At 69.2% G+C, this 19,369-nt stretch carries 15 protein-coding genes; 8 read left to right on the top strand and 7 right to left on the bottom strand.

Annotated features, from left to right (window positions below):
• Positions 1-32: 32 nt before the first annotated feature.
• Positions 33-401 carry an EF-hand domain-containing protein gene (locus tag ACFWZU_RS11250; protein WP_439701603.1) on the top strand — a complete coding sequence of 123 codons (369 nt, stop codon included), beginning with the start codon at positions 33-35 and terminating at the stop codon, positions 399-401.
• Between the two features lie 166 nt (positions 402-567).
• On the top strand, positions 568-1,419 hold the full coding sequence (gene rpoH / locus ACFWZU_RS11245) for an RNA polymerase sigma factor RpoH (RefSeq protein WP_439701602.1): 852 nt from the start codon (positions 568-570) through the stop codon (positions 1,417-1,419).
• 618 nt (positions 1,420-2,037) lie between these two features.
• On the opposite strand, the gene tal is transcribed toward rpoH, so the two are convergent.
• From tal to ACFWZU_RS11225, 4 genes are all read right to left on the bottom strand, one after another.
• A complete protein-coding gene (gene tal, locus ACFWZU_RS11240) occupies positions 2,038-2,991 on the bottom strand; it encodes a transaldolase (protein WP_439701601.1) in 954 nt (317 codons plus the stop codon).
• Positions 2,992-3,007: 16 nt separating this feature from the next.
• Positions 3,008-4,309, bottom strand: a complete 1,302-nt coding sequence (locus ACFWZU_RS11235) for an NAD(P)/FAD-dependent oxidoreductase (protein WP_439701600.1) — start codon at positions 4,307-4,309, stop codon at positions 3,008-3,010.
• 156 nt (positions 4,310-4,465) lie between these two features.
• Positions 4,466-6,631 (bottom strand): primosomal protein N', encoded by a 2,166-nt coding sequence (locus ACFWZU_RS11230; protein WP_439701599.1) that lies wholly within the window; start codon positions 6,629-6,631, stop codon positions 4,466-4,468.
• 366 nt (positions 6,632-6,997) lie between these two features.
• A complete protein-coding gene (locus tag ACFWZU_RS11225) occupies positions 6,998-8,194 on the bottom strand; it encodes a DUF3667 domain-containing protein (RefSeq protein ID WP_439701598.1) in 1,197 nt (398 codons plus the stop codon).
• 107 nt (positions 8,195-8,301) lie between these two features.
• On the opposite strand from ACFWZU_RS11225, the gene ACFWZU_RS11220 reads away from it, so the two are divergent.
• Together ACFWZU_RS11220 and sppA are read left to right on the top strand one after the other, a co-directional pair.
• Positions 8,302-9,717 carry an MATE family efflux transporter gene (locus tag ACFWZU_RS11220; RefSeq protein ID WP_439701597.1) on the top strand — a complete coding sequence of 472 codons (1,416 nt, stop codon included), beginning with the start codon at positions 8,302-8,304 and terminating at the stop codon, positions 9,715-9,717.
• Positions 9,718-9,734: 17 nt separating this feature from the next.
• Positions 9,735-11,612 carry a signal peptide peptidase SppA gene (gene sppA, locus ACFWZU_RS11215; protein WP_439701596.1) on the top strand — a complete coding sequence of 626 codons (1,878 nt, stop codon included), beginning with the start codon at positions 9,735-9,737 and terminating at the stop codon, positions 11,610-11,612.
• A 189-nt stretch (positions 11,613-11,801) separates the two neighbouring features.
• Here the strand turns inward: sppA and ACFWZU_RS11210 are convergent, their stop codons facing one another.
• A complete protein-coding gene (locus tag ACFWZU_RS11210; protein WP_439701595.1) occupies positions 11,802-12,011 on the bottom strand; it encodes a hypothetical protein in 210 nt (69 codons plus the stop codon).
• Between the two features lie 81 nt (positions 12,012-12,092).
• Here ACFWZU_RS11210 and ACFWZU_RS11205 point away from each other — a divergent pair, with 81 nt between their 5' ends.
• On the top strand, positions 12,093-12,875 hold the full coding sequence (locus ACFWZU_RS11205; protein ID WP_439701594.1) for an SDR family oxidoreductase: 783 nt from the start codon (positions 12,093-12,095) through the stop codon (positions 12,873-12,875).
• 106 nt (positions 12,876-12,981) lie between these two features.
• Here the strand turns inward: ACFWZU_RS11205 and ACFWZU_RS11200 are convergent, their stop codons facing one another.
• Together ACFWZU_RS11200 and ACFWZU_RS11195 are read right to left on the bottom strand one after the other, a co-directional pair.
• On the bottom strand, positions 12,982-13,644 hold the full coding sequence (locus tag ACFWZU_RS11200) for a DUF4124 domain-containing protein (protein WP_439701593.1): 663 nt from the start codon (positions 13,642-13,644) through the stop codon (positions 12,982-12,984).
• A 269-nt stretch (positions 13,645-13,913) separates the two neighbouring features.
• Entirely contained in the window at positions 13,914-14,855 is a 942-nt protein-coding gene (locus tag ACFWZU_RS11195; RefSeq protein ID WP_439701592.1) for a DegV family protein, read from the bottom strand.
• Positions 14,856-15,081: 226 nt separating this feature from the next.
• Between ACFWZU_RS11195 and ACFWZU_RS11190 the strand changes: the two genes are divergently transcribed.
• From ACFWZU_RS11190 to ACFWZU_RS11180, 3 genes are all read left to right on the top strand, one after another.
• Complete coding sequence (locus ACFWZU_RS11190; RefSeq protein WP_439701591.1) at positions 15,082-15,873, top strand: AMP nucleosidase; 792 nt, start codon at positions 15,082-15,084, stop codon at positions 15,871-15,873.
• 526 nt (positions 15,874-16,399) lie between these two features.
• On the top strand, positions 16,400-18,190 hold the full coding sequence (locus ACFWZU_RS11185) for a thiamine pyrophosphate-requiring protein (RefSeq protein ID WP_439701590.1): 1,791 nt from the start codon (positions 16,400-16,402) through the stop codon (positions 18,188-18,190).
• Positions 18,187-19,335: an enolase C-terminal domain-like protein gene (locus ACFWZU_RS11180; protein ID WP_439701589.1), complete on the top strand. Its 1,149-nt coding sequence runs from the start codon at positions 18,187-18,189 to the stop codon at positions 19,333-19,335. The genes ACFWZU_RS11185 and ACFWZU_RS11180 overlap by 4 nt, the downstream gene beginning before the upstream one ends.
• Positions 19,336-19,369 lie beyond the last annotated feature (34 nt).

The raw sequence follows: 19,369 nt of genomic DNA, 5'->3' as shown, positions 1-19,369 counted from the left end.
TGGTCGGAAAGGACCCGACAAGGAGAGTGTCAATGCGCTATCGCATCTGTGGTTTTCTGGTGATCGCCTTCGCGGCGACGTTGCCCCTGGCCAGCGCAGCCGATGAGGTCGGCTCGGCCCGGCAGGCCCCTGCCTTCGACCAGATCGACGCCAACCACGACGGCACGCTCAGCCGTTCCGAGTTGCCCGACGGCCTGCAGGATCTGCGGATGCATTTCACGCAGTACGCGTACGCCGACCACCGCATCACGCGGGCGACGTACGAATGGTACACGGCTCCCGCCTTGCAGTGGCCCGGAATCCGCTTCGCGAGGCCCGCCGGCCGATACGCGTTTTCGCAGCCCTACATCCGGAGACAGGCGCCCGGCACGGCTCCGACGCCACCAGTTCACAGGCGATAGATTGCGCATGTGAACAATAGCGGCATACCGCGTGGCAAGGGGCTGGCGAGGCCGCCCGCATTGCTGTACGATTCGGTACAATAAATCCCGCAGCTGAAACTTTTCGCTCCTTTAGCACTCCCAACAGTGGAGTGCTAAGCTGCGATTTACTTGCCGGAGGTTCCACATGTCCCAAGCCTTGGTGACCGCCAACCTGCCGATCCCCAGCGTCGTTGGCAGCCTGGATGCCTACATTTCCGCCGTGCACCGCATCCCGGTGCTCAGCCACGACGAGGAGCAGGCGCTGGCGCGCCGCTTCAGCGACGAAAATGATCTGGATTCGGCCAAGAAGCTGGTGATGTCGCACCTGCGTTTCGTGGTCCACGTGGCCCGTGGCTATTCGGGCTACGGCCTGCAACTGGGCGACCTCATCCAGGAAGGCAACATCGGCCTGATGAAGGCGGTCAAGCGCTTCGACCCGGACCAGGGCGTGCGCCTGGTCAGCTTCGCCGTGCACTGGATTCGGGCCGAGATGCACGAGTTCATCCTGCGCAACTGGCGCATCGTCAAGGTCGCCACCACCAAGGCCCAGCGCAAGCTCTTCTTCAACCTGCGCAAGAGCAAGAAGCGCCTGGGCTGGATGAATGCCGAGGAGGTGCGCGTGGTCGCCCACGACCTGGGCGTGCCCGAGGAGACCGTGCGCGAGATGGAATCGCGCCTGTCCGGCCGCGATATCGGATTCGAGGCGCCCGCCGACGCGGACGACGACGCCAAGCCGGCCCCGGAAGCGTTCCTCGTGGACGATGGCGCGGACCCGTACGACAACGTGTCCGATGCCGACCAGGCCGACAACCAGCTGGAGACGCTTTCCAGTGCGCTTGCCAGGTTGGACGATCGTTCGCGCGACATCATCCAGCGCCGCTGGCTCAATGAGAACAAGGCCACGCTGCAGGATCTGGCCGACGAGTACGGCGTGTCGGCCGAGCGCATCCGCCAGGTCGAGGCGAACGCGATGAAGAAGATGCGCGCGCTGTTCTGATTCGCGCCACCGCGGCAGATGACGAAAGCGGCCCTCGTGGCCGCTTTTGTTTTGCGCTTCTGCGCTTCTGTGCTCCAGCAGGGTGAGGGCCGGGGCTCAGGGGGGACGCACGAGGCGGCCTTCTCTGCCGCTCTTGCCTGGCCGCCGCAGGCGGGCCAGGTCGCGGGGAGGCCAGGCAGGACGGCGAGCAAAGCAACGTTCCTGCGGGCATCCCCGCTAGCCCCCGCCCCTCACCCGAACCCTCCCCCCGGAGGTGAGAGGGAGCCAGGTGCGGCGCTCGCGGGCAACACCCGCAAGTCCTCTTGCCTCGGCTTCCGGACGTCCGCGGTGGCAGCTCCTCGAGGCAAGCGGCTCCGAGCAAGGCGAGATGGCACCTGGTTCTTATCCCTCACCGCGCTTGGCAGCCATTTCGGTTACTTTTCTTTGGGCAGCGATGAAAAGTGGCCCAGGCGCCGGCAGGCGATCGGAACCCCGCCGCAAGCGAGCGCAGTCGCGGCAGGTCGCGCAAGAACGACAAGCAAGGCAACGCACCCGCAGACATCCCCCCGCAAGCCACGGCGCCTCACCCGGGCCCCCTCCCGCAGGAAAGAGGGCGCAAGGCGCATGCAACAGGGCGTGTCAGAGCTGCTCGGCGAGCAGCTTCTCCAGCTGGCGCTGATCCGCCGCGAACTTGCGGATGCCCTCGGCCAGCTTGTCGCTGGCCATCGCATCCTCGTTCATGCCCCAGCGGAAACGCGCCTCGTCGATCGTCGGCGGCCGCTCGGTGCGGGTGCCGTCGTCGGCCAGGCGGCGCGGCAGCGGGTCGTCCGAAGCGTCCAGTTGTTCCATCAGGTCGGGGCTGATGGTCAGGCGGTCGCAGCCCGCGAGTGCCTGGATCTGCCCCACGTTGCGGAAGCTCGCGCCCATCACCACGGTGTCGTAGCCGTGCGTCTTGTAATAGTGGTAGATGCGCCGCACCGACTCCACGCCCGGATCCTCGTCCGGCGCGTACTGCTTCACGCCGGTGTTGGCCACGTACCAGTCCATGATGCGCCCGACGAACGGGGAGATCAGGAACACGCCCACCTCGGCGCTGGCCACCGCCTGCTCGAAGGCGAACAGCAGGGTCATGTTGCACTGGATGCCGCGGCGCTCGAGCTCGCGCGCGGCGCGCACGCCCTCCCACGTCGAGGCGAGCTTGATCAGCACCCGGTCACGGCCGATGCCGGCGTCCTCGTACATTCCGATCAGCCGCTCCGCCTTGGCGATGCTGGCGTCGGTGTCGAACGACAGCCGCGCGTCCACCTCGGTCGAGACACGCCCGGGAATCAATTCGAGGATCTTGCGCCCGACCGCCACTGCCAGGTGATCGCTGGCGTCGATCAATTGCTGTTCGCGCGAGTGGCTCCTGGCGCGCGCCCAGGCGAGCGATTCCTCCAGCAGCGGCGCGAAGCTGCTCTGGGTAACCACCTTGAGCAGCAGCGAGGGATTGGTGGTGGCGTCGACCGGCCGCCAGCGGGCGATCGCTTCGATGTCGCCGGTGTCGGCGACGACGGTGGTGTACTGGCGCAGTTGTTCGAGTTGGGAAGGCACGGTGGGTTCCGAAAGCTTAGGGTGGGTCGGCAGGGCGTTCGGCCACGGTGGGCACGTCGTCCGCGTCGGCACCGGTGACGATGCGGGCGGAACGCTCATAGGTCCAGTAGGCCCAGGCCCAGTCCAGCAGCACCACCAGCCGGTTGCGGAAGCCGATCAGGAAGTAGATGTGGGCGACGAGCCAGACCCACCACGCCGGCGGGCCGGACAGACGCAGCCGTCCGAATTGTGCCACCGCGGCCATGCGCCCGATGGTGGCGAGCGCACCCTGGTCGCGATAGTGGAACGGAGCCGGCGTCGAATCGGCGTCGACGCGCGCGCGGATGCGGCCGGCGACGTGCCTGCCCATCTGCTTGGCCGCCGGCGCCACGCCCGGCACCAGCGAACCGTCGGCGCGCTCGACGCAGGCCAGGTCGCCGATCACGAACACCTCCGGGTGGGCGGGCAGGCTGAGGTCCGCCGTCACGCGCACGCGGCCCGCGCGATCCAGCGGGGTGTCGAGCTGCCGGCCGAGTGGCGAGGCGGCCACGCCAGCGGCCCACAGCACGGTATAGGCGGGCATGGGCGCGTCGCCGAGGCACACGCCGGCGCCGTCGATTGCCGTGACGGCAGTGCCCGTGCGTACTTCCACCCCCAGCCGTTCCAGCTGCCGCTGCGCCTTGGTCGAGAGCGACGGGTCGAACGCCGCCAGCAAGCGTGGCCCGGCCTCGACCAGTACTACCCGCGCGCTGTGCGGATTGCTGCGGCGGAACTCGCGCGGCAGCGTGTGGCGGGCGATCTCGGCCAGCGTGCCGGCCAGTTCCACGCCGGTCGGGCCGCCACCCACCACCACGAAGTTGAGCCAGGCCCGTCTTTCGGTCGGGTCGACCTCGCGCTCGGCCCGCTCGAAGGCGAGCAGCACGCGGCGGCGGATGGCGAAGGCGTCGTCCAGGGTCTTCAGTCCGGGTGCCCAGCGTGCCCACGCGTCGTGGCCGAAGTAGGCGTGGGTGGCGCCGGTGGCGACGACCAGGAAGTCGTAGTCGAGCGTCTCGTGGGCGAAGCGCACGCGGCGGGCCTGGAGGTCGACGTCCAGGGCTTCGTCGAGCAGCACGGTGACGTTGTCCTGCTTGCGCAGGATCTGCCGCAGCGGCGCGGCTATCGAGGGGGCGGAGAGGCCGGCGGTGGCGACCTGGTAGAGCAGCGGCTGGAACAGGTGATGGTTGCGCCGGTCGACCAGGGTGATGCGTACCGGGACATCGGCGAGGCCGCGCGCAGCGGCGAGTCCGCCAAAACCGCCGCCGAGGATGACGACGTGGGGAAGCGTCGGGGCATCGTCCATGGGACTGCCTTGTACGAGGATGCGTCCGCCCATTGTCCCACCTCGGGGCGCGGAAACCGAATGCGTCCCCTGTAGGAGCGCACCTGTGCGCGACCGTCATGCACGACCTGCCCCACGGTTGCGCACAGGTGCGCTCCTGCACCAGGCCGGGGAGGGTCAGTAAAGGTCGATCGGGTCGACGTCGAGCGACCAGCGCACCTTGCGCGCCGACGGCAGCGCCGCCAGCGCGTGCTGCCAGGGCCGCAGCGCAGCGTGCAACGGCCCGCGCGTGTCGGCCTCCACCAGCAGCTGCCCGCGATGGCGGCCGGCACGCAACGGCATCGGTGCGGGCATGGGGCCGGCCACGCGCAGTGCAGGATCGTCCGGCAGCGCGGCATGCGCCTCGGCGAGAAAGGCGTCCACGTCCGCGCGCTGATGCGCTTCCACGCGCAGCAGGGCCTGGTGGCTGTAGGGCGGCAGCACGGCCTCCCGCCGTTCGGCCAGCAGCTCGCGCGCGGCAACGGCGTAACCCTGGGCCAGCAGGCCGCGCAGCAGCGGGTGGTCCGGGTGGTGGGTCTGCAGCAGCACGCGGCCGGGCTTGCGTGCGCGCCCGGCACGCCCGGCCACCTGCACGACCAGTTGGGCCAGCCGCTCACCGGCGCGGAAGTCCACGCTGTGCAGGCCCTCGTCCACGCCCACGATGGCAACCAGCGTGAGGTTGGGCAGGTCATGGCCCTTGGCCAGCATCTGCGTCCCGACCAGGATGGCCGGCGCATCGTCTTGCAGACCATCCAGCAATTGCTCGAAGGCGTCCCGGCGGCGTGTGGTCTCGCGGTCGATGCGCAGCACCGGTACGTCGGGGAAGCGCGCGGCGAGGGCTTCCTCCAGACGCTCGGTGCCCTGGCCCTGGGGCTTGAGTTCGGCGCTGCCGCAGGCCGGGCAGGCCGATGGCACGGCCGCGTGCCGGTCGCAGTGATGGCATGCCAGCGTGCGGCGCTGTGCATGCAGGGTCATCGGGTGTTCGCAGCGCGGGCATTCGGCGTGCCAGCCACAGGCGTGGCACAACAGCACCGGCGCGTAACCGCGGCGGTTGCGGAACACCAGCACCTGTTCGCCGCGTCCGACCGCCTCGGCCGTCGCCGCCAGCAGCGCGGGCGACAGGCCGTGGTCCAGCCGCTGCGCGCGCATGTCCACGATCTGCACCTGTGGAGGGCGCGCCGCGCCAGGTCGTGCGCGCAGGTGCAGCGCGCGGTAACGGACCGCCTCCACGTTGGCCAGCGTTTCCAGCGACGGCGTGGCCGAACCCAGCAGGACCGGCACGCCCAGCGCACGCCCGCGCACCAGTGCCAAATCGCGCGCGTGGTAGCGAAACCCTTCCTGCTGCTTGTAGGCGCCGTCATGTTCCTCGTCGACCACGATCAGGCCGGCCTGCGGCAGCGGCGTGAACACCGCCGAGCGGGTGCCCAGCACCACCCGTGCCTCGCCGTTGCGCGCGCGCAGCCAGGCGCGCGCGCGCTCGCCCTCGGCAAGGTTCGAATGGATCACCTCCACCGGCACGCCCAGCCGCTCGCGCAGCCGGCGCAAGGTCTGCGGCGCCAGGCCGATCTCAGGCACCAGCATCAACGCCTGTTTTCCTGCCGCCAGCGCCTGCGCGATCAGTGCCAGGTAGACCTCGGTCTTGCCGCTGCCGGTGACGCCATCGAGCAGGAACGGCTGAAAATGGCCGAAATCCCCGGCGACCGCCGCCACGGCCGCTTCCTGCTCGGCATTCAGCGCCGGGGCGGCCGAGGGTCTTGGTGGCGATGCTTCGGGCACGCGCTGTTCGATCAGTCCCGCGTCCAGCAGGCGCTTCGCCGCCGGACGCCAGCCGGGCAGCGCAAGGTCCAGTTCGGGGGCCCCGAGCGGCGCGGCGACGAGCAGGTCGAGCAGCGCCCGGCTGGACCCGCGCCGGCTGCCCGCATCGCGCGCGCTCTGCCCGGCAACGGTGAGCGCATAGCAGGGCTCGGTGGTTTCCGGCAGCGGCCGCGGCTCGCGCAGCGCCAGCGGCAGCGCGTTGGCATAGGCCTCGCCCGGCGGCGCCAGCCAGTAGTCGGCGGCCCAGGCCAGGGTCTGCATCAGCTCGGCATCGAGCAGGGGCCCGTCGTCCAGTACGGAAAGCACCGCCTTGAGCCGGGCCCCGGCCACTGCCGCCTCGACCCCGCTGGCCACCACCACGCCGACCCGCTTCGTGCGCCCGAACGGCACCAGCACGCGGCTGCCGACCGCCACCCCGCCGGCGGGCGGCAGGTAGTCGAACAGGCGGGCGAGCGGAACCGGCAGGGCGACGCGGACGACGGCGGGCATGGACACCTCGTGGGCGGGCCAGTGTAACGGCTCGCGCAAGGCGTCCTGCGGGCGCACGGCCGCGTGCTGCCCAGTCATCTAGGAATTTGTCCTAAGTCCCTCTCGCGGGTTGGAAAATCCGCTTATCCACAACAGCTGTGGATAAGTCTGTGGACGGACCGGGGAGAGGCCTGTCAAAGCCCTGTCACGAAGGCTTCGGGCACGCGCTGGGCAAAAAATAAGCAGCGTTTTTAGGCTTGCAAAATCAACAAGTTGGGCGAAGGCATGTGACGGCGTTCACGCCCCGCTCATGGTTGGCCGGACGGCCTTGACAGGTCCATGACGCTGTGCACAACCGCCGTGACAGGCATCTCGGACCCCGGTCGCTCAGTGGCCGGCGCCCATCACCGCCGCCACGAGCACCACCACTGTCAGCAGCCAGAAGTAGCACCAGCCGACGCACCAGTACTTGAGCAGGGTCATCGCCCAGCCCTGGCGGTAGACGCGCTTCTGCATCACCAGCAGGTAGGCGGGCATCCACAGGAAGACGGCCGTCTGCAGGTAGTTCACGCCACCGCTGGCCCAGGCCACGTGCGGGCGCAGCCACCCCGAGAGCATGCCCAGCAGGATGGCCAGCAGCAGCGCCAGGAACAGGAAGGCGTGGCTGTGCAGGGCCACGATCAGGTGCTCCATGTAGAGCCGTCGCTTGAAGAAATAGAACAGTTTCAGCAGCAGCGCGAAGAGCGGGATCATCACGACCATCGCCTGCGGCAGCACCGAGAAGACGCCCGTGGTCAGGCGGTCGCGTGCCGTTTGCCGTACCGCGGGGTCGCGGTTGCTCAGTTCCTTCAGGTTCGCCACCGTGCGCTGGATGTAGGTGTTCATGCGCTCGTTCATGAACGCGGGCAACCAGCCGAACTCGATCTTCTCGCCGTCCAGCTTGCTGTTGACCTGGATCGGGCCATCCGCCCCCCCGGATGGCTTCGCAGGCGCCGCGACGCTGGCGCCCGCGGCCGGAACGGCACCTGGGGCAAGCGGAGCGGCGCCCAGCGCGACCAGCCGCTTGTCCGCCAACGCCCGAAGCTGGCGCTCGCTCGCGTCCAGCGCGGGGTGCGCCACCGCCGGCGTCGCCTGGCGGGAAATGGCCAGGCCGTGCAGCTGTTCGGCCAGTTGCTCGCGCACTTCTTGCGGGGTGTCGGCGCTGGCGAAGGCATCCTCCTTCACGTGCGGCGCATCGACCAGGTCCACGCCCTGGCTTTCCATCACCCGGTCCACGGCCAGGTGCATCGCGAAGAACGCCAGCAGGCAGAGGACGAACATCAGCCGGAAGGGCGCCACGTAGCGCTGCCGGCGGCCCGAGAAGTACTCCATGGTGAGGAAGCCGGGCCGGGTCAGCAGCGGCGGCACCGTATGGAAAATGCGACCGTCGACGTGCAGGAACATGTCCATGCCGTCTTCGAGCATGTGGTGCACGGGCTTGAGCACGCTGTGCACGGACTGGCCGCAGTGATGGCAGAACTCGCCTTCCATCGGCGTGCCGCAGTTGGCGCACTGCAGTTTGCCGGCTTCGATCAACTCGTTCATCGGAAGGCCGCCCCTGGGAAAGCGTGCGATCTTGGCACAGCGCGCCGCGCCGGGCAGCCCCGTCGGCTGGGCTAGAATGGCCCGCCCTTACCGGACCCCTCGAGCCCATGAAGACCATCGATCGCGCGCGTGTCGTGCACGAGGTCGGCGCCACCGTGCGCCTGGCCCTGCCGCTGGTGCTCGCGCAGCTGGCGGCGGTCGGCACCAACGTGGTCGACGCGTTGCTGTCGGGGCACTTCAGCGCGCACGTGCTCGGCGCGGTGGCGGTCGGCACCAGCGTATGGTCGCTGGCGATCGTCAGCGGCATCGGCGTGATGATGGCGGTGCCGCCGTCGGTGGCGCAGCTCGACGGCGCGAACCGGCGCCACGAGGTGGGCGCGGTCTTTCGCCAGGCGCTGTGGCTGGCAGTGATCCTCGGCGCGCTGCTGTGGTTCGGCGTGCGCCACGCCGAACCGCTGGTCAACCTGATCGGCGTGACGCCCAGCCTGCGCCACGACGTCAACGCATTCCTGCATGCGATCAGCTGGGGTGCGCCGGCGCTGGCCTGCTACTTCACCCTGCGCGGGCTGTCCGAAGGCCTGTCGCTGACGCGACCCTCGATGATGTTCAGCCTCGGCGGCCTGGCCGTCCTGGCGCCGCTGGGCTACGTATTCATGTTCGGCAAGCTGGGCCTGCCGCCGCAGGGTGCGCGCGGCTGCGGCATCGCCACCGCGCTGGTGCTGTGGCTGGAAATGCTGGGTTTCCTCATCTACGTGCTGTACCACCGCAACTACCGCGGGCTCGACCTGTTCGCGCACTTCGAGTGGCCGAACTGGCAGCGCATCGGCGCGCTGCTGCACATCGGCCTGCCGATGGCGGTGACGCTGCTGGCCGAGGCCGGCCTCTTCGTCGCCACCGCGCTGCTGATCGGCACGATGGGTGAGGACGTGGTGGCCAGCCACCAGGTGGCGATCAACGTGGCGTCGGTGTTCTTCATGATCCCGCTGGGCGTGGCCATGGCGATCACCGTGCGGGTCGGCAATGCGGTGGGCCGCGACGATGCGCGCGGCGTGCGCTACGCCGGCTTCTGCGGCATCGGCCTGGCGCTGGTGACCCAGCTGGTGTCGGCCGGGGTGATGCTGGGCCTGCCACACGCGATCGCCTCGCTCTACACCGGCAACGCCACGGTCATCGCGCTGGCCGCACAGCTCCTGGTGCTCGCCGGCCTGTTCCAGTTCTCCGACGGCATCCAGGTGGCCTCCAACGGCGCGCTCAGGGGCCTGAAGGACACCCGCGTGCCGATGGCGATCACCCTGTTCGCCTACTGGGGCGTGGGCATGCCGGTGGGCTGGTGGCTTGCGTTCCGCCAGAGTTACGGCGCGCGCGGCATGTGGATGGGGCTGATCGCCGGCCTGAGCGTGGCGGCGGTGCTGCTGTTCGCGCGCTTCTGGCGCAGCGCCTGGCGGCACCGCTGGCAGGCGACTCCCCCGGAAGACACCATGACGGTGCGCTCCCAAGCGGTTACGCTCAACGATCATCTCTAGCATCAGCGACAACCGCCATGAGCACCCCGCCGCCCCTGCGCCGCCCGAACGGATTCTGGGCCTTCCTCTGCGTGATCGGCCGCGGCTTCAACGTGGTGCGGCTGGTGATCCTCAACCTGGTGTTCTTCGTGCTGCTGTTCTTCGTGCTGTTGCTGCTGGTCGGCGTGACGGCGGGCAGCCGCCTGGCGCACACCATCAAGGACGACAGCGTGCTGGTGTTGCAGCCGAAGGGCGAACTGGTCGAGCAGTACAGCATCGAGCCGCTGCAGCGCGCGCTGGAAAGTCTCTCGGGCGAGCCGCCCAAGCAGGTGCAGATGCGCGACCTGGTCGGCGCCATCGACGCTGCGGCCACGGACAAGCGGATCAGCCGCATCCTGCTCTTGCCGGACGAGCTCAAGGGCGGCGGCTTCGCCAGCCTGCGCGAGGTCGGTGCGGCGCTGGACCGCTTCCGCGCCACCGGCAAGCCAGTGATCGTGTGGGGCGTGAACTTCGACCAGGGCCAGTACTACCTGGCCGCGCACGCCGACCGCATCCTGCTCGATCCGCAGGGCGGGGTAATGATTACCGGCCTGGCCAGCTACCGGCTGTTCTACAAGGACCTGCTCGACAAGCTCGGCGTGGACGTGCACCTGTTCCGCGTCGGCCGCTACAAGAGCGCCGCCGAGCCCTACATCCTGGACCACGCCTCGGACGACTCCAAGGCGGCCGACCGCTTCTGGATGGGCGGACTGTGGGACGAATACATCGGCGAGGTGGCGAAGTTGCGGGGCCTGGAACCGGCCACCTTCCGCGCCGACATCGACAACCTGCCGCAGGCCATCGAGCGCACCCAGGGCGATCTTGCCCAATTGGCCAGGGACGAGCACCTGGTCGATGGCACCGCCACCCGCGCCGAACTCGACGCGATGATGCGCAAGGCCGGCGTGCCGGCCGGCGACAAGCCGCAGGAAGGTTTCCGCCAGGTCGACCTGTCGCGCTACGTCGCCAACCTCGGGCACGACAGCCCGTTCGCGTCCGGCGTGGCGGTGGTCGTGGCCGAGGGCGAGATCGTCGGCGGCCGGCAGCCGCAGGGCAGCATTGGCGGTGACTCGACTGCGGCACTGATCCGCGCCGCGCGACAGGACCGCCGGACCAAGGCGCTGGTGCTCCGGATCAACTCGCCCGGCGGCGAGGTCTACGCCGCCGAGCAGATCCGCCGCGAGGTGGAGCTGACCCGCAAGGCCGGCATCCCGGTCGTGGTCTCGATGGGCAACGTGGCCGCGAGCGGCGGCTACTGGATCGCGATGAACGCCGATCGCATCTATGCCGATCCGAACACCATCACCGGCTCGATCGGTATCTTCGGCATGTACTACGCGGTGCCCGGCACGCTGGAGAAGATCGGCATCCACAGCGACGGCGTGGGCACCGGTCCGATGGCCGGCGCGTTCGACATCACCCGGCCGCTCGATCCGCAGGCGGGGCAGGTGATCCAGGCGATCATCAACAAGGGCTACCGGGACTTCGTGGGCAAGGTCGCCAATGCACGCGGCAAGAGCTTCGAGGCGATCGACGCGATCGCCCAGGGCCGCGTGTGGACGGGGCGCCAGGCGCTCGAGCGTGGGCTGATCGACCGGCTCGGCGGCCTCGATGCCGCACTCGACGAGGCCGCCGCGCTGGCGAAGCTGGGCAAGGGCTACCGCGTGCATTACGTCGAGGCCCCGCTGGGCGGCTTCGAGCAGTTCCTGGTGGGCATGAACCAGAGCGCGATGGTGCAGGTGGCCCGGGGCTACGGCCTGCGCCTGCCCTCATGGCTGGCGGAACTGCCGCAGCTGGCCCCCGAGCTCAAGCTGCTGGGCCACGCGCAGGCCGGCCGGCCCAACGTCTACGCCTACTGCTTCTGCGCGCCGCGCTGAAGCTGTTCCTTCCTCCGTTTACGGGGGAAGGTGCCCGCAGGGCGGATGGGGGGAGCCCTTGCGAAAGGCTAGACCGTGCATCCCGCCAAGAGCGCCCCCATCCGCCTGTCGGCACCTTCCCCCGCGTTCGCGGGGGAAGGATTCGATAGCGGGGGCGCTGCGACTTCGATAGCGCACTCAGGCGGGTGATTACTGCTCGGCTTCGTCCAGCGCCTTCTGCTGCGCCTTGGCCTGGTCGTCGAGCACCTTCTGCACGTCGCTGGCCTTCTGTTCGTCCTTCTTCATGTCGTCCCACGGCGTGGCCACGCGCCCGGCCGCGGCGGTGGCCTGCGGTTCGGGCGCCTTGTTCGAGCAGCCGGCCAGCGCAAGCAGGCAGGCGAGTGGCAGCAGCAGCTTCATGGCGGTTCCCCTGGTCGACCCGGTGGGCAGTGTCCCGCCGCCGCGCGATCGCGGCAAGCGCATCGGCTAAGCTCTGCGCCCATGAACCCGCGCACCGACGCCTGGCAGCTCACCGGCCACACCGCCCTGATCACCGGCGCCAGCAAGGGCATCGGCCTGGCCGTGGCGCGCGAGCTCGGTGGACTGGGTGCAGACCTGCTGCTGGTGGCCCGCGACGAGGTACACCTGGAACAGATCCGCGCCGAGCTTGCCGAGGACCTGCCCGGTCGCGAGGTGCTCGCCTTCGCCGCCGACCTGGCCGAGGACGAGGAGCGGCTGGCGGTCTTCGACTGGATCGCGGACATCGACGCGCCGGTCTCGCTGCTGGTCAACAACGCCGGCGGCAACGCACCGGACGCCACGCTGGCCTACGACAGCGCCGACTACCGCGCGATCTTCGAACAGAACCTGTTCAGCGCCTTCGAGATGTGCCGGCTGGCGCACCCGCACCTGGCCGAGCACGGCAACGCGGCGATCGTGAACGTGGGCTCCGTCTCCGGCGTGGTGCACGTGCGCACCGGCTCGCCCTACGGCATGAGCAAGGCCGCGCTGCACCAGCTCACCCGCAACCTGGCGGTGGAGTGGGCGGTGGACGGCATCCGCGTCAACGCGGTGGCACCCTGGTACATCCGCACGCAGCGCTCGGAACCGGCACTGGCCGACGCCGACTATCTGGAAGAAGTACTCGAGCGCACGCCGCTCAAGCGCATCGGCGAGCCGGAGGAAGTGGCCGCCGCGGTGGCCTTCCTGTGCCTGCCGGCCGCCGGTTACATCACCGGGCAGGTGTTGGCGGTGGACGGCGGGTTCCTCAGCTTCGGCTTCTGAGCCAACCGCCACGGCAGGTGCCCGTTTGCGGGCGGTGCTGCTGCCCTCGTGCGCCAGACGGCGCATCACCCGTAAGCGGGCTCCTGCAGGTAACCGGTTCCGGGGACTAGTCGCCGCAGTTCGTCAGTTGCGCCTGCAGCTGCCCCTCGCGCTTCTCCAGCGGCGGGCGCTGGCTCCTGAAGGCGTTGTCGAGCTTGTGCTCGTTCTGCTCGTAGGCGTCCCGCAGGGCCTGGCAGGTTTCCTCCACGTCAAGCTCGCGGCACTGGTCCTGCACCCATACGTAGTTGTTCGCCACGAGACCGGAGCTGACGCGCCCGCGGTTGGCCTCCGGCGCGGATATGCCGGCCGCGCCGCGATCGGGGCCGTAGACCTCCGACAGCGGGAGCTGTTCGGCACCCAGCACGCCGTAGGGCGCCTGGTAGGGCGGCGGGTTGCCGTTGTCGCTGAGGTAGGTCTTGCCGTCGGTGGCGCGCACGCAGGCGTACATCACCGGGAGCGGCGCGGACGGACCGCGAGCCGGCGGCAAGGCGGCCGGCCGGGGCGGCGCCGCCGGGGCGGGCGCGGCCGGCGGGCGTGGCGCCGTGGGGGCATCGGCGACCTGCATCGTGCGCTGTTGCTGGCCGGCACCACAGGGCGTGTCCTGGTAGATCACCCGGCCGTCGGCGGTGGTGCATTCGTAGATGGTGGTGGCCGCCGCGCGGCTGCACCACGCCAGCCCGGTGGCAAGCAGGCCAAGACCCAGCAGGACGGGGAGGGGCGGGCGGCGCATGGGCCGATTGTAGGGCCGTGCCGATGACCCGGTGTGGAAACCGCGTTGCCGGGTATCGGACAGAGAGTGCCGCCCTGTATGCGGTTTCCCGCAAGCCCCGGCCCCTCACCCCAGCCCTCTCCCCGCAGGGGAGAGGGCGCCGAACGCCATGGCCTCACCCTTATTCCAACCCTCCCTGGCAGGGGAGGGAGCGGAGCGGAGCGGCCCCTCGCGCCAGTCCTTTTACCGGCGGGAACGGGCAGGGCGTGCGAGATCAGCCGCGCGACTGCCTAGAAATCCGGCTCGTGTTCCTCGGCGGCGAAGCCGAGCGTCACCGCGCCCTCGCCCACGTTGACCATGCCGGTGATGCTCATCGGCGCTTCCAGCAGGGTCACGCCGGTTTCCTCGCAGACCTGGCGCAGGGTGTCGTAGCCGGGCAGCTTGGCCAGCTCGGCCAGGTTGCCGCCATAGCTGACGCACATCACCGGCACCATCAGGCCGGCGCGCACGCGGCGGGCGGCATAGGCGAAGAGCATCTCGGCGCCGTGCTCGAAGCCGCGCACCTTGCCGACCGGGCCGGTCTCGCCGCGGTGGCAGCGCAGCAGCGGCTTGATGTCCAGCGCCGTGCCGACCACCGCGCTGAACAGGCTGACGCTGCGGTCGCCGCGCTTGCGGGTACGGCTGCGCAGGTGGTGCAGGTCGCGCGGCAGCATGTAGGCGTAGGTGTGGTTGGCGATGAAACCCAGCCGCTCGCGGATCGCGGGCGGCGCCTCGCCGGCGGCGATCAGCCGGGTGGCCTCGAATACCGCCGGCCCTTCGCCGGCAAACACATTGCGCGTGTCGACCACGCGCATCAGGAACGGTCCCGGCACGCCGGCGCGCTCGCGCACCTCGCGGTAGTTCTTCAGGATCGCGAAGCTGGCCTTGAGCACATGCTCGTGGATCGGGCTGCGCGTGGCGGTGATGGTCAGGCAGAACACGCAGTCCTGCTCCAGCACCAGCTTGTCCAGGAACATCCGCTGCACGTCCTCGACCGAGCAGGGCTCGGTCTCGGCCGCGTGGGTGCCGGCCAGCTTCATGTAGAGGAAGCGGTCGATCTCTTCCTGGTTGCGGTCGTCCTTGAAGACGCTGCCGTCGAGCTTCACGATCACCGGCATCACCGCGATGTTGTGTTGCTCGAGGAACGCCTGCGGCAGGTCGCAGGACGCGTCGATAGCCAGCCCCATCCGCATGTGTCATCCCCCTGGTCAATGACGGGCCGAACATAACACGCGCGTCAATACTGCGACCTGGGTCATGCGGCACGGTTTCCAGCGAGGTTATCGGCCGCCTTCGCGGTCGCTTGAGTGACGGCAAGGGGGGCTCGCCCGTAGAATGCCGGCACTCGAATGGCTCCTGCCGGCGTGGCGTCGCCGGCGCGCGCATCGCGACCGCGGTGCGTTTCCCTTCGGATACCCGATGAAAGACAAGCAAGCGATCGTCTCCAACTGGCTGCCGCGCTATACCGGCACGCCGCTGGAACAGTTCGGCCAGCACATCCTGCTGACCAATTTCGGCCTGTATGTGGATCTCTTTGCCCAGTGGCACGGCGTGGAAGTGCAGGGCCGCGACCGGCCGATGCCCAACGCCACTGCCGACGGCATCACCCTGATCAACTTCGGCATGGGCAGCCCCAACGCCGCCACGGTGATGGACCTGCTCAGCGCGGTGCAGCCCCACGCGGCGCTGTTCCTGGGCAAGTGCGGCGGGCTCAAGAAGAAGAACCAGCTCGGCGACCTGGTGCTGCCGATCGCCGCGATCCGCGGCGAGGGCACCTCCGGCGACTACCTGCTGCCGGAAGTGCCGGCGTTGCCGGCGTTCCAGCTGCAGCGCGCGGTCTCGACGATGATCCGCGACCTCGGCCACGACTACTGGACCGGCACCGTCTACACCACCAACCGGCGCGTGTGGGAACACGACGAGGCGTTCAAGGATTACCTGCGCCGCACCCGCTGCATGGCGGTGGACATGGAGACGGCGACCATCTTCGCGGCCGGCTTCGCCAACAAGATTCCCTGCGGCGCGTTGCTGCTGGTGTCCGACCAGCCGATGATCCCCGAGGGCGTCAAGACCGAGGCCAGCGACCGGAGCGTGACCGAGAAGTACGTCGAGGCGCACATCCGCATCGGCATCGAGGCGCTCAAGCTGGTCCGGCGCAACGGGCGCAGCGTCAAGCACCTGCGGTTCGAGGACGAGATGGACGGCGACTGAGGCCGGGTGTCCTGGTGGGGGTGGTTCCAGGCAAGGCTTCCCCCATCCGCCCTTCGGGCACCTTCCCCCGTGAACCGGGGAAGGGATCGTGCCGACCGCTACGCGTCCGAACCTCCCAATCGAATGCGGGAAGGGATCGTGCCGACTGCCACGTATCTGAGCCTCCCCCCGCGAACGCGGGGGAGGGTGCCGACAGGCGGATGGGGGCGAGCTTGCCGAGGACTACGGAGTGACTCCCTCTCGCAGCCCCGCGCCACATTATTGACGCGTGCTTGGCGGGAGTCCATCACGCACCGCAAGAACCTGCGCCAAACGTAGCGTTCGCATCGCGCCTTTTTCACCCGCGGATGACCGCGTGCGCGGCAAGGTAACGGGGTCCAATCCCTTGCGCGTGTCGGTGTTGACGTTCCCCGTTCCGCCGATCCTTGCCAGACCCCCACAGCTCTGACAGGCACGCGCTTTTTGCGCGAGGCGAACCCTTGCGCCCGATCCGCGGCGCCGCGCGCCCGCAAGGAGCTTGTCACCCATGAGCGAAACCGTCGGCGATTTCATCCTGCATCGCCTCACCGACTGGGGCATCCGGCGCATCTTCGGGTTCCCGGGCGATGGCATCAACGGCATCATGGGCGCGATGGGCCGCGCGGCGGAGCGCTTCGACTACGTGCGCGTGCGCCACGAGGAAATGGCCGCCTTCATGGCCGGCGCGCATGCCAAGTTCACCGGCGAGATCGGCGTGTGCATGGCCACCTCCGGACCGGGTGCGATCCACCTGCTCAACGGCCTGTACGACGCGCAGATGGACCACATGCCGGTGCTGGCGATCGTCGGCCAGTCCGCGCGCAGCGCGATCGGCAGCGACTACCAGCAGGAGGTGGACCTGCAGGTGCTGTTCCAGGACGTCTGCGGCTACGTAGAGACGGTGTTCTCGCCCGTGCAGGTGCGCCAGGTAATGGACCGCGCGATCCGCATCGCCGCCGCGCGGCGCACCGTCGCCTGCGTGATCGTGCCCAACGACATCCAGGAACTGCCGGCGGTGAAGCACCCGCCGCGCAAGCACAACGACATCTACACCGGCATCGGCTACGCCAACCCCTGCCCGGTGCCGAGCGACGCCGACATCAAGCGCGCCGCGGACATCCTCAATGACGGTCGCAAGGTGGCGATCCTGATCGGCGCCGGCGCCATGCATGCGGGCGACGAGGTGGTCGCGGTCGCCAACAGGCTCGATGCCGGCATCGCCAAGGCGCTGCTCGGCAAGGCGGCGCTGCCGGACGACCTGCCCTTCGTCACCGGCTCGATCGGCCTGCTCGGCACCAAGCCGAGCTGGGACATGATGAACGACTGCGACACCCTGCTGATGGTCGGCACCACGTTCCCGTATTCGGAATTCCTGCCCGAGGAAGGCCAGGCGCGCGCGGTGCAGATCGACATCGATCCGCGCAACGTGTCGATGCGCTACCCGACCGAGGTGAACCTCATCGGCGACAGCGCGCAGGTGCTCGAGCGCCTGCTGCCGCTCCTGCGGCCGAAGGAGAACCCGGACTGGCGCGAACGCATCGAGCTCAACGTGCGCAAATGGTGGCGCGACCTCGAAGCGAAGGCGATGGAGCCGGCCAACCCGATCAATCCGCAGCGCATCTTCTGGGAGCTGTCCCCGCGGCTGCCCGACAACACCATCATCTGCGGCGACTGCGGTTCGCATACCAACTGGTACGCGCGTGACGTGAAGATCCGCAAGGGCATGATGGCCTCGCTCTCGGGCAAGCTCGCCACGATGGGCAGCGGCATGCCCTACGCGATCGCGGCCAAGTTCGCCTATCCCGAGCGGCCGGTGCTGGCGATCGTCGGCGATGGCGCCATGCAGATGAACGGCAACGCCGAGCTGATCACCGTCAAGCAGTACTGGAAGAAGTGGTCCAACCCCTGCTTCGTGGTGATGGTGCTGCACAACGACGACCTCAACCAGGTCACCTGGGAGCAGCGTGCGCTGGGCGGCGATCCGAAATTCTCCGAGTCGCAGGACGTCGAGGAATTCTCCTACGCGAAGTACGCCGAGCTGCTCGGCTTCAAGGCGATCCGCGTCGACCGCCCTGAAGACCTGGGCACCGCCTGGGAACAGGCTTTCGCCGCCGACCGCCCGGTGCTGCTGGACATCATCAGCGACCCGGACGTGCCGCCGCTGCCGCCGCACATCACCTGGAAACAGGCCAGGGACTACATGACCGCGCTGGCCAAGGGCGACCCGGACGAGGCCGGCATCATCAAGCAGAGCCTGCGCCAGGTGCTCGCCGGCATCCTGCCGCACAGCCCGCGATGAACGCCGCGCGGCCCTCACCCGCCGCGACCGTTCCCGCAACGCGCCGCATCGCACGCATCGAGGTCGATGCGTATCGCGTACCGACCGACGCGCCGGAAGCCGACGGCACCATTGCCTGGGACGCGACCACGATGGTGCTGGCGCAGGTCTCCGCCGGCGGCCATACCGGACTGGGCTGGACCTATGCGCATGCCGCGGCGGGTGCGGTGATTGCCGATCCGCTGCGCGACGTGCTGCTCAACCAGGATGCCGACGACATCCCCGGCGCCTGGGCTTCGATGAACCGGGCCCTGCGCAACATCGGTCGCCCCGGCGTCGGCTTGATGGCGATCGCCGCCGTCGACGTCGCGCTGTGGGATCTCAAGGCACGCCTGCACGGCACTTCGGTGGTGCGCCTGCTGGGCCGTGCACGCGAGGCAGTGCCGGTGTACGGCAGCGGTGGCTTCACCTCCTACACGATCGAGCGCCTGCAGGAACAACTCGCCGGCTGGGTCGGCCAGGGCATGGCGCGGGTCAAGATGAAAGTCGGCACGCACCCGGACGACGACCCGGCGCGCGTGCACGCCGCCCGCGAAGCGATCGGTGCGGCGCCGGAGCTGATGGTCGATGGCAACGGCGCCTATGAGCGCAAACAGGCGCTGGCGCTGGCCGAGTGCTACGCCCACGAAGGCGTGGGCTGGTTCGAGGAGCCGGTGTCCTCCGATGACCTGGAAGGGCTGCGCCTGCTGCGCGATCGCGCGCCGGCGGGCATGGCCATCGCCGCCGGCGAGTACGGCTGGGACGCCTGGTACTTCCGCCGCATGCTCGCCGCCGGCGCGGTCGACGTGCTGCAGATCGACGCCACCCGCTGCGGCGGCTTCAGCGGCTTCCTGCATGCGGCCGCGCTGGCGCACGGCTTCGGCATCCCGGTCTCGGCCCACTGTGCGCCGCACCTGCACGCGCACGTATGCAGCGCGGTCGGACACCTCGAGCACGTGGAGTATTTCCACGACCACGCGCGGATCGAATCGATGTTCTTCGACGGCCTGCCGGAACTGCGCGACGGCGCGCTGGTGGTCGATGCGGACACGTCCGGATTGGGCCTGAGGTTCAAGCATCGCGACGCGGAGCGTTACCGCGTCGCGGCGGAGGGACTCCTGGCATGACGACCAGAACACTTCATGGCCAAACAGGCTGCTC

Source organism: Frateuria sp. GZRR33, from assembly GCF_051900425.1.
Classification (GTDB): Bacteria; Pseudomonadota; Gammaproteobacteria; order Xanthomonadales; family Rhodanobacteraceae; genus Frateuria_A.
This window is presented reverse-complemented; position numbering and strand designations above follow the sequence as displayed.

What these genes read in the sequence shown, in the direction of transcription:
- ACFWZU_RS11225 (WP_439701598.1), bottom strand. Translation starts at nt 8,194, where the DNA reads ATGAACGAGTTGATCGAAGCCGGCAAACTGCAGTGCGCCAACTGCGGC.
- ACFWZU_RS11230 (WP_439701599.1), bottom strand. Translation starts at nt 6,631, where the DNA reads ATGCCCGCCGTCGTCCGCGTCGCCCTGCCGGTTCCGCTCGCCCGCCTG.
- ACFWZU_RS11190 (WP_439701591.1), top strand. Translation starts at nt 15,082, where the DNA reads ATGAAAGACAAGCAAGCGATCGTCTCCAACTGGCTGCCGCGCTATACC.
- ACFWZU_RS11235 (WP_439701600.1), bottom strand. Translation starts at nt 4,309, where the DNA reads ATGGACGATGCCCCGACGCTTCCCCACGTCGTCATCCTCGGCGGCGGT.
- ACFWZU_RS11200 (WP_439701593.1), bottom strand. Translation starts at nt 13,644, where the DNA reads ATGCGCCGCCCGCCCCTCCCCGTCCTGCTGGGTCTTGGCCTGCTTGCC.
- ACFWZU_RS11195 (WP_439701592.1), bottom strand. Translation starts at nt 14,855, where the DNA reads ATGCGGATGGGGCTGGCTATCGACGCGTCCTGCGACCTGCCGCAGGCG.
- ACFWZU_RS11250 (WP_439701603.1), top strand. Translation starts at nt 33, where the DNA reads ATGCGCTATCGCATCTGTGGTTTTCTGGTGATCGCCTTCGCGGCGACG.
- ACFWZU_RS11180 (WP_439701589.1), top strand. Translation starts at nt 18,187, where the DNA reads ATGAACGCCGCGCGGCCCTCACCCGCCGCGACCGTTCCCGCAACGCGC.
- ACFWZU_RS11185 (WP_439701590.1), top strand. Translation starts at nt 16,400, where the DNA reads ATGAGCGAAACCGTCGGCGATTTCATCCTGCATCGCCTCACCGACTGG.
- ACFWZU_RS11210 (WP_439701595.1), bottom strand. Translation starts at nt 12,011, where the DNA reads ATGAAGCTGCTGCTGCCACTCGCCTGCCTGCTTGCGCTGGCCGGCTGC.
- ACFWZU_RS11205 (WP_439701594.1), top strand. Translation starts at nt 12,093, where the DNA reads ATGAACCCGCGCACCGACGCCTGGCAGCTCACCGGCCACACCGCCCTG.
- rpoH (WP_439701602.1), top strand. Translation starts at nt 568, where the DNA reads ATGTCCCAAGCCTTGGTGACCGCCAACCTGCCGATCCCCAGCGTCGTT.
- sppA (WP_439701596.1), top strand. Translation starts at nt 9,735, where the DNA reads ATGAGCACCCCGCCGCCCCTGCGCCGCCCGAACGGATTCTGGGCCTTC.
- ACFWZU_RS11220 (WP_439701597.1), top strand. Translation starts at nt 8,302, where the DNA reads ATGAAGACCATCGATCGCGCGCGTGTCGTGCACGAGGTCGGCGCCACC.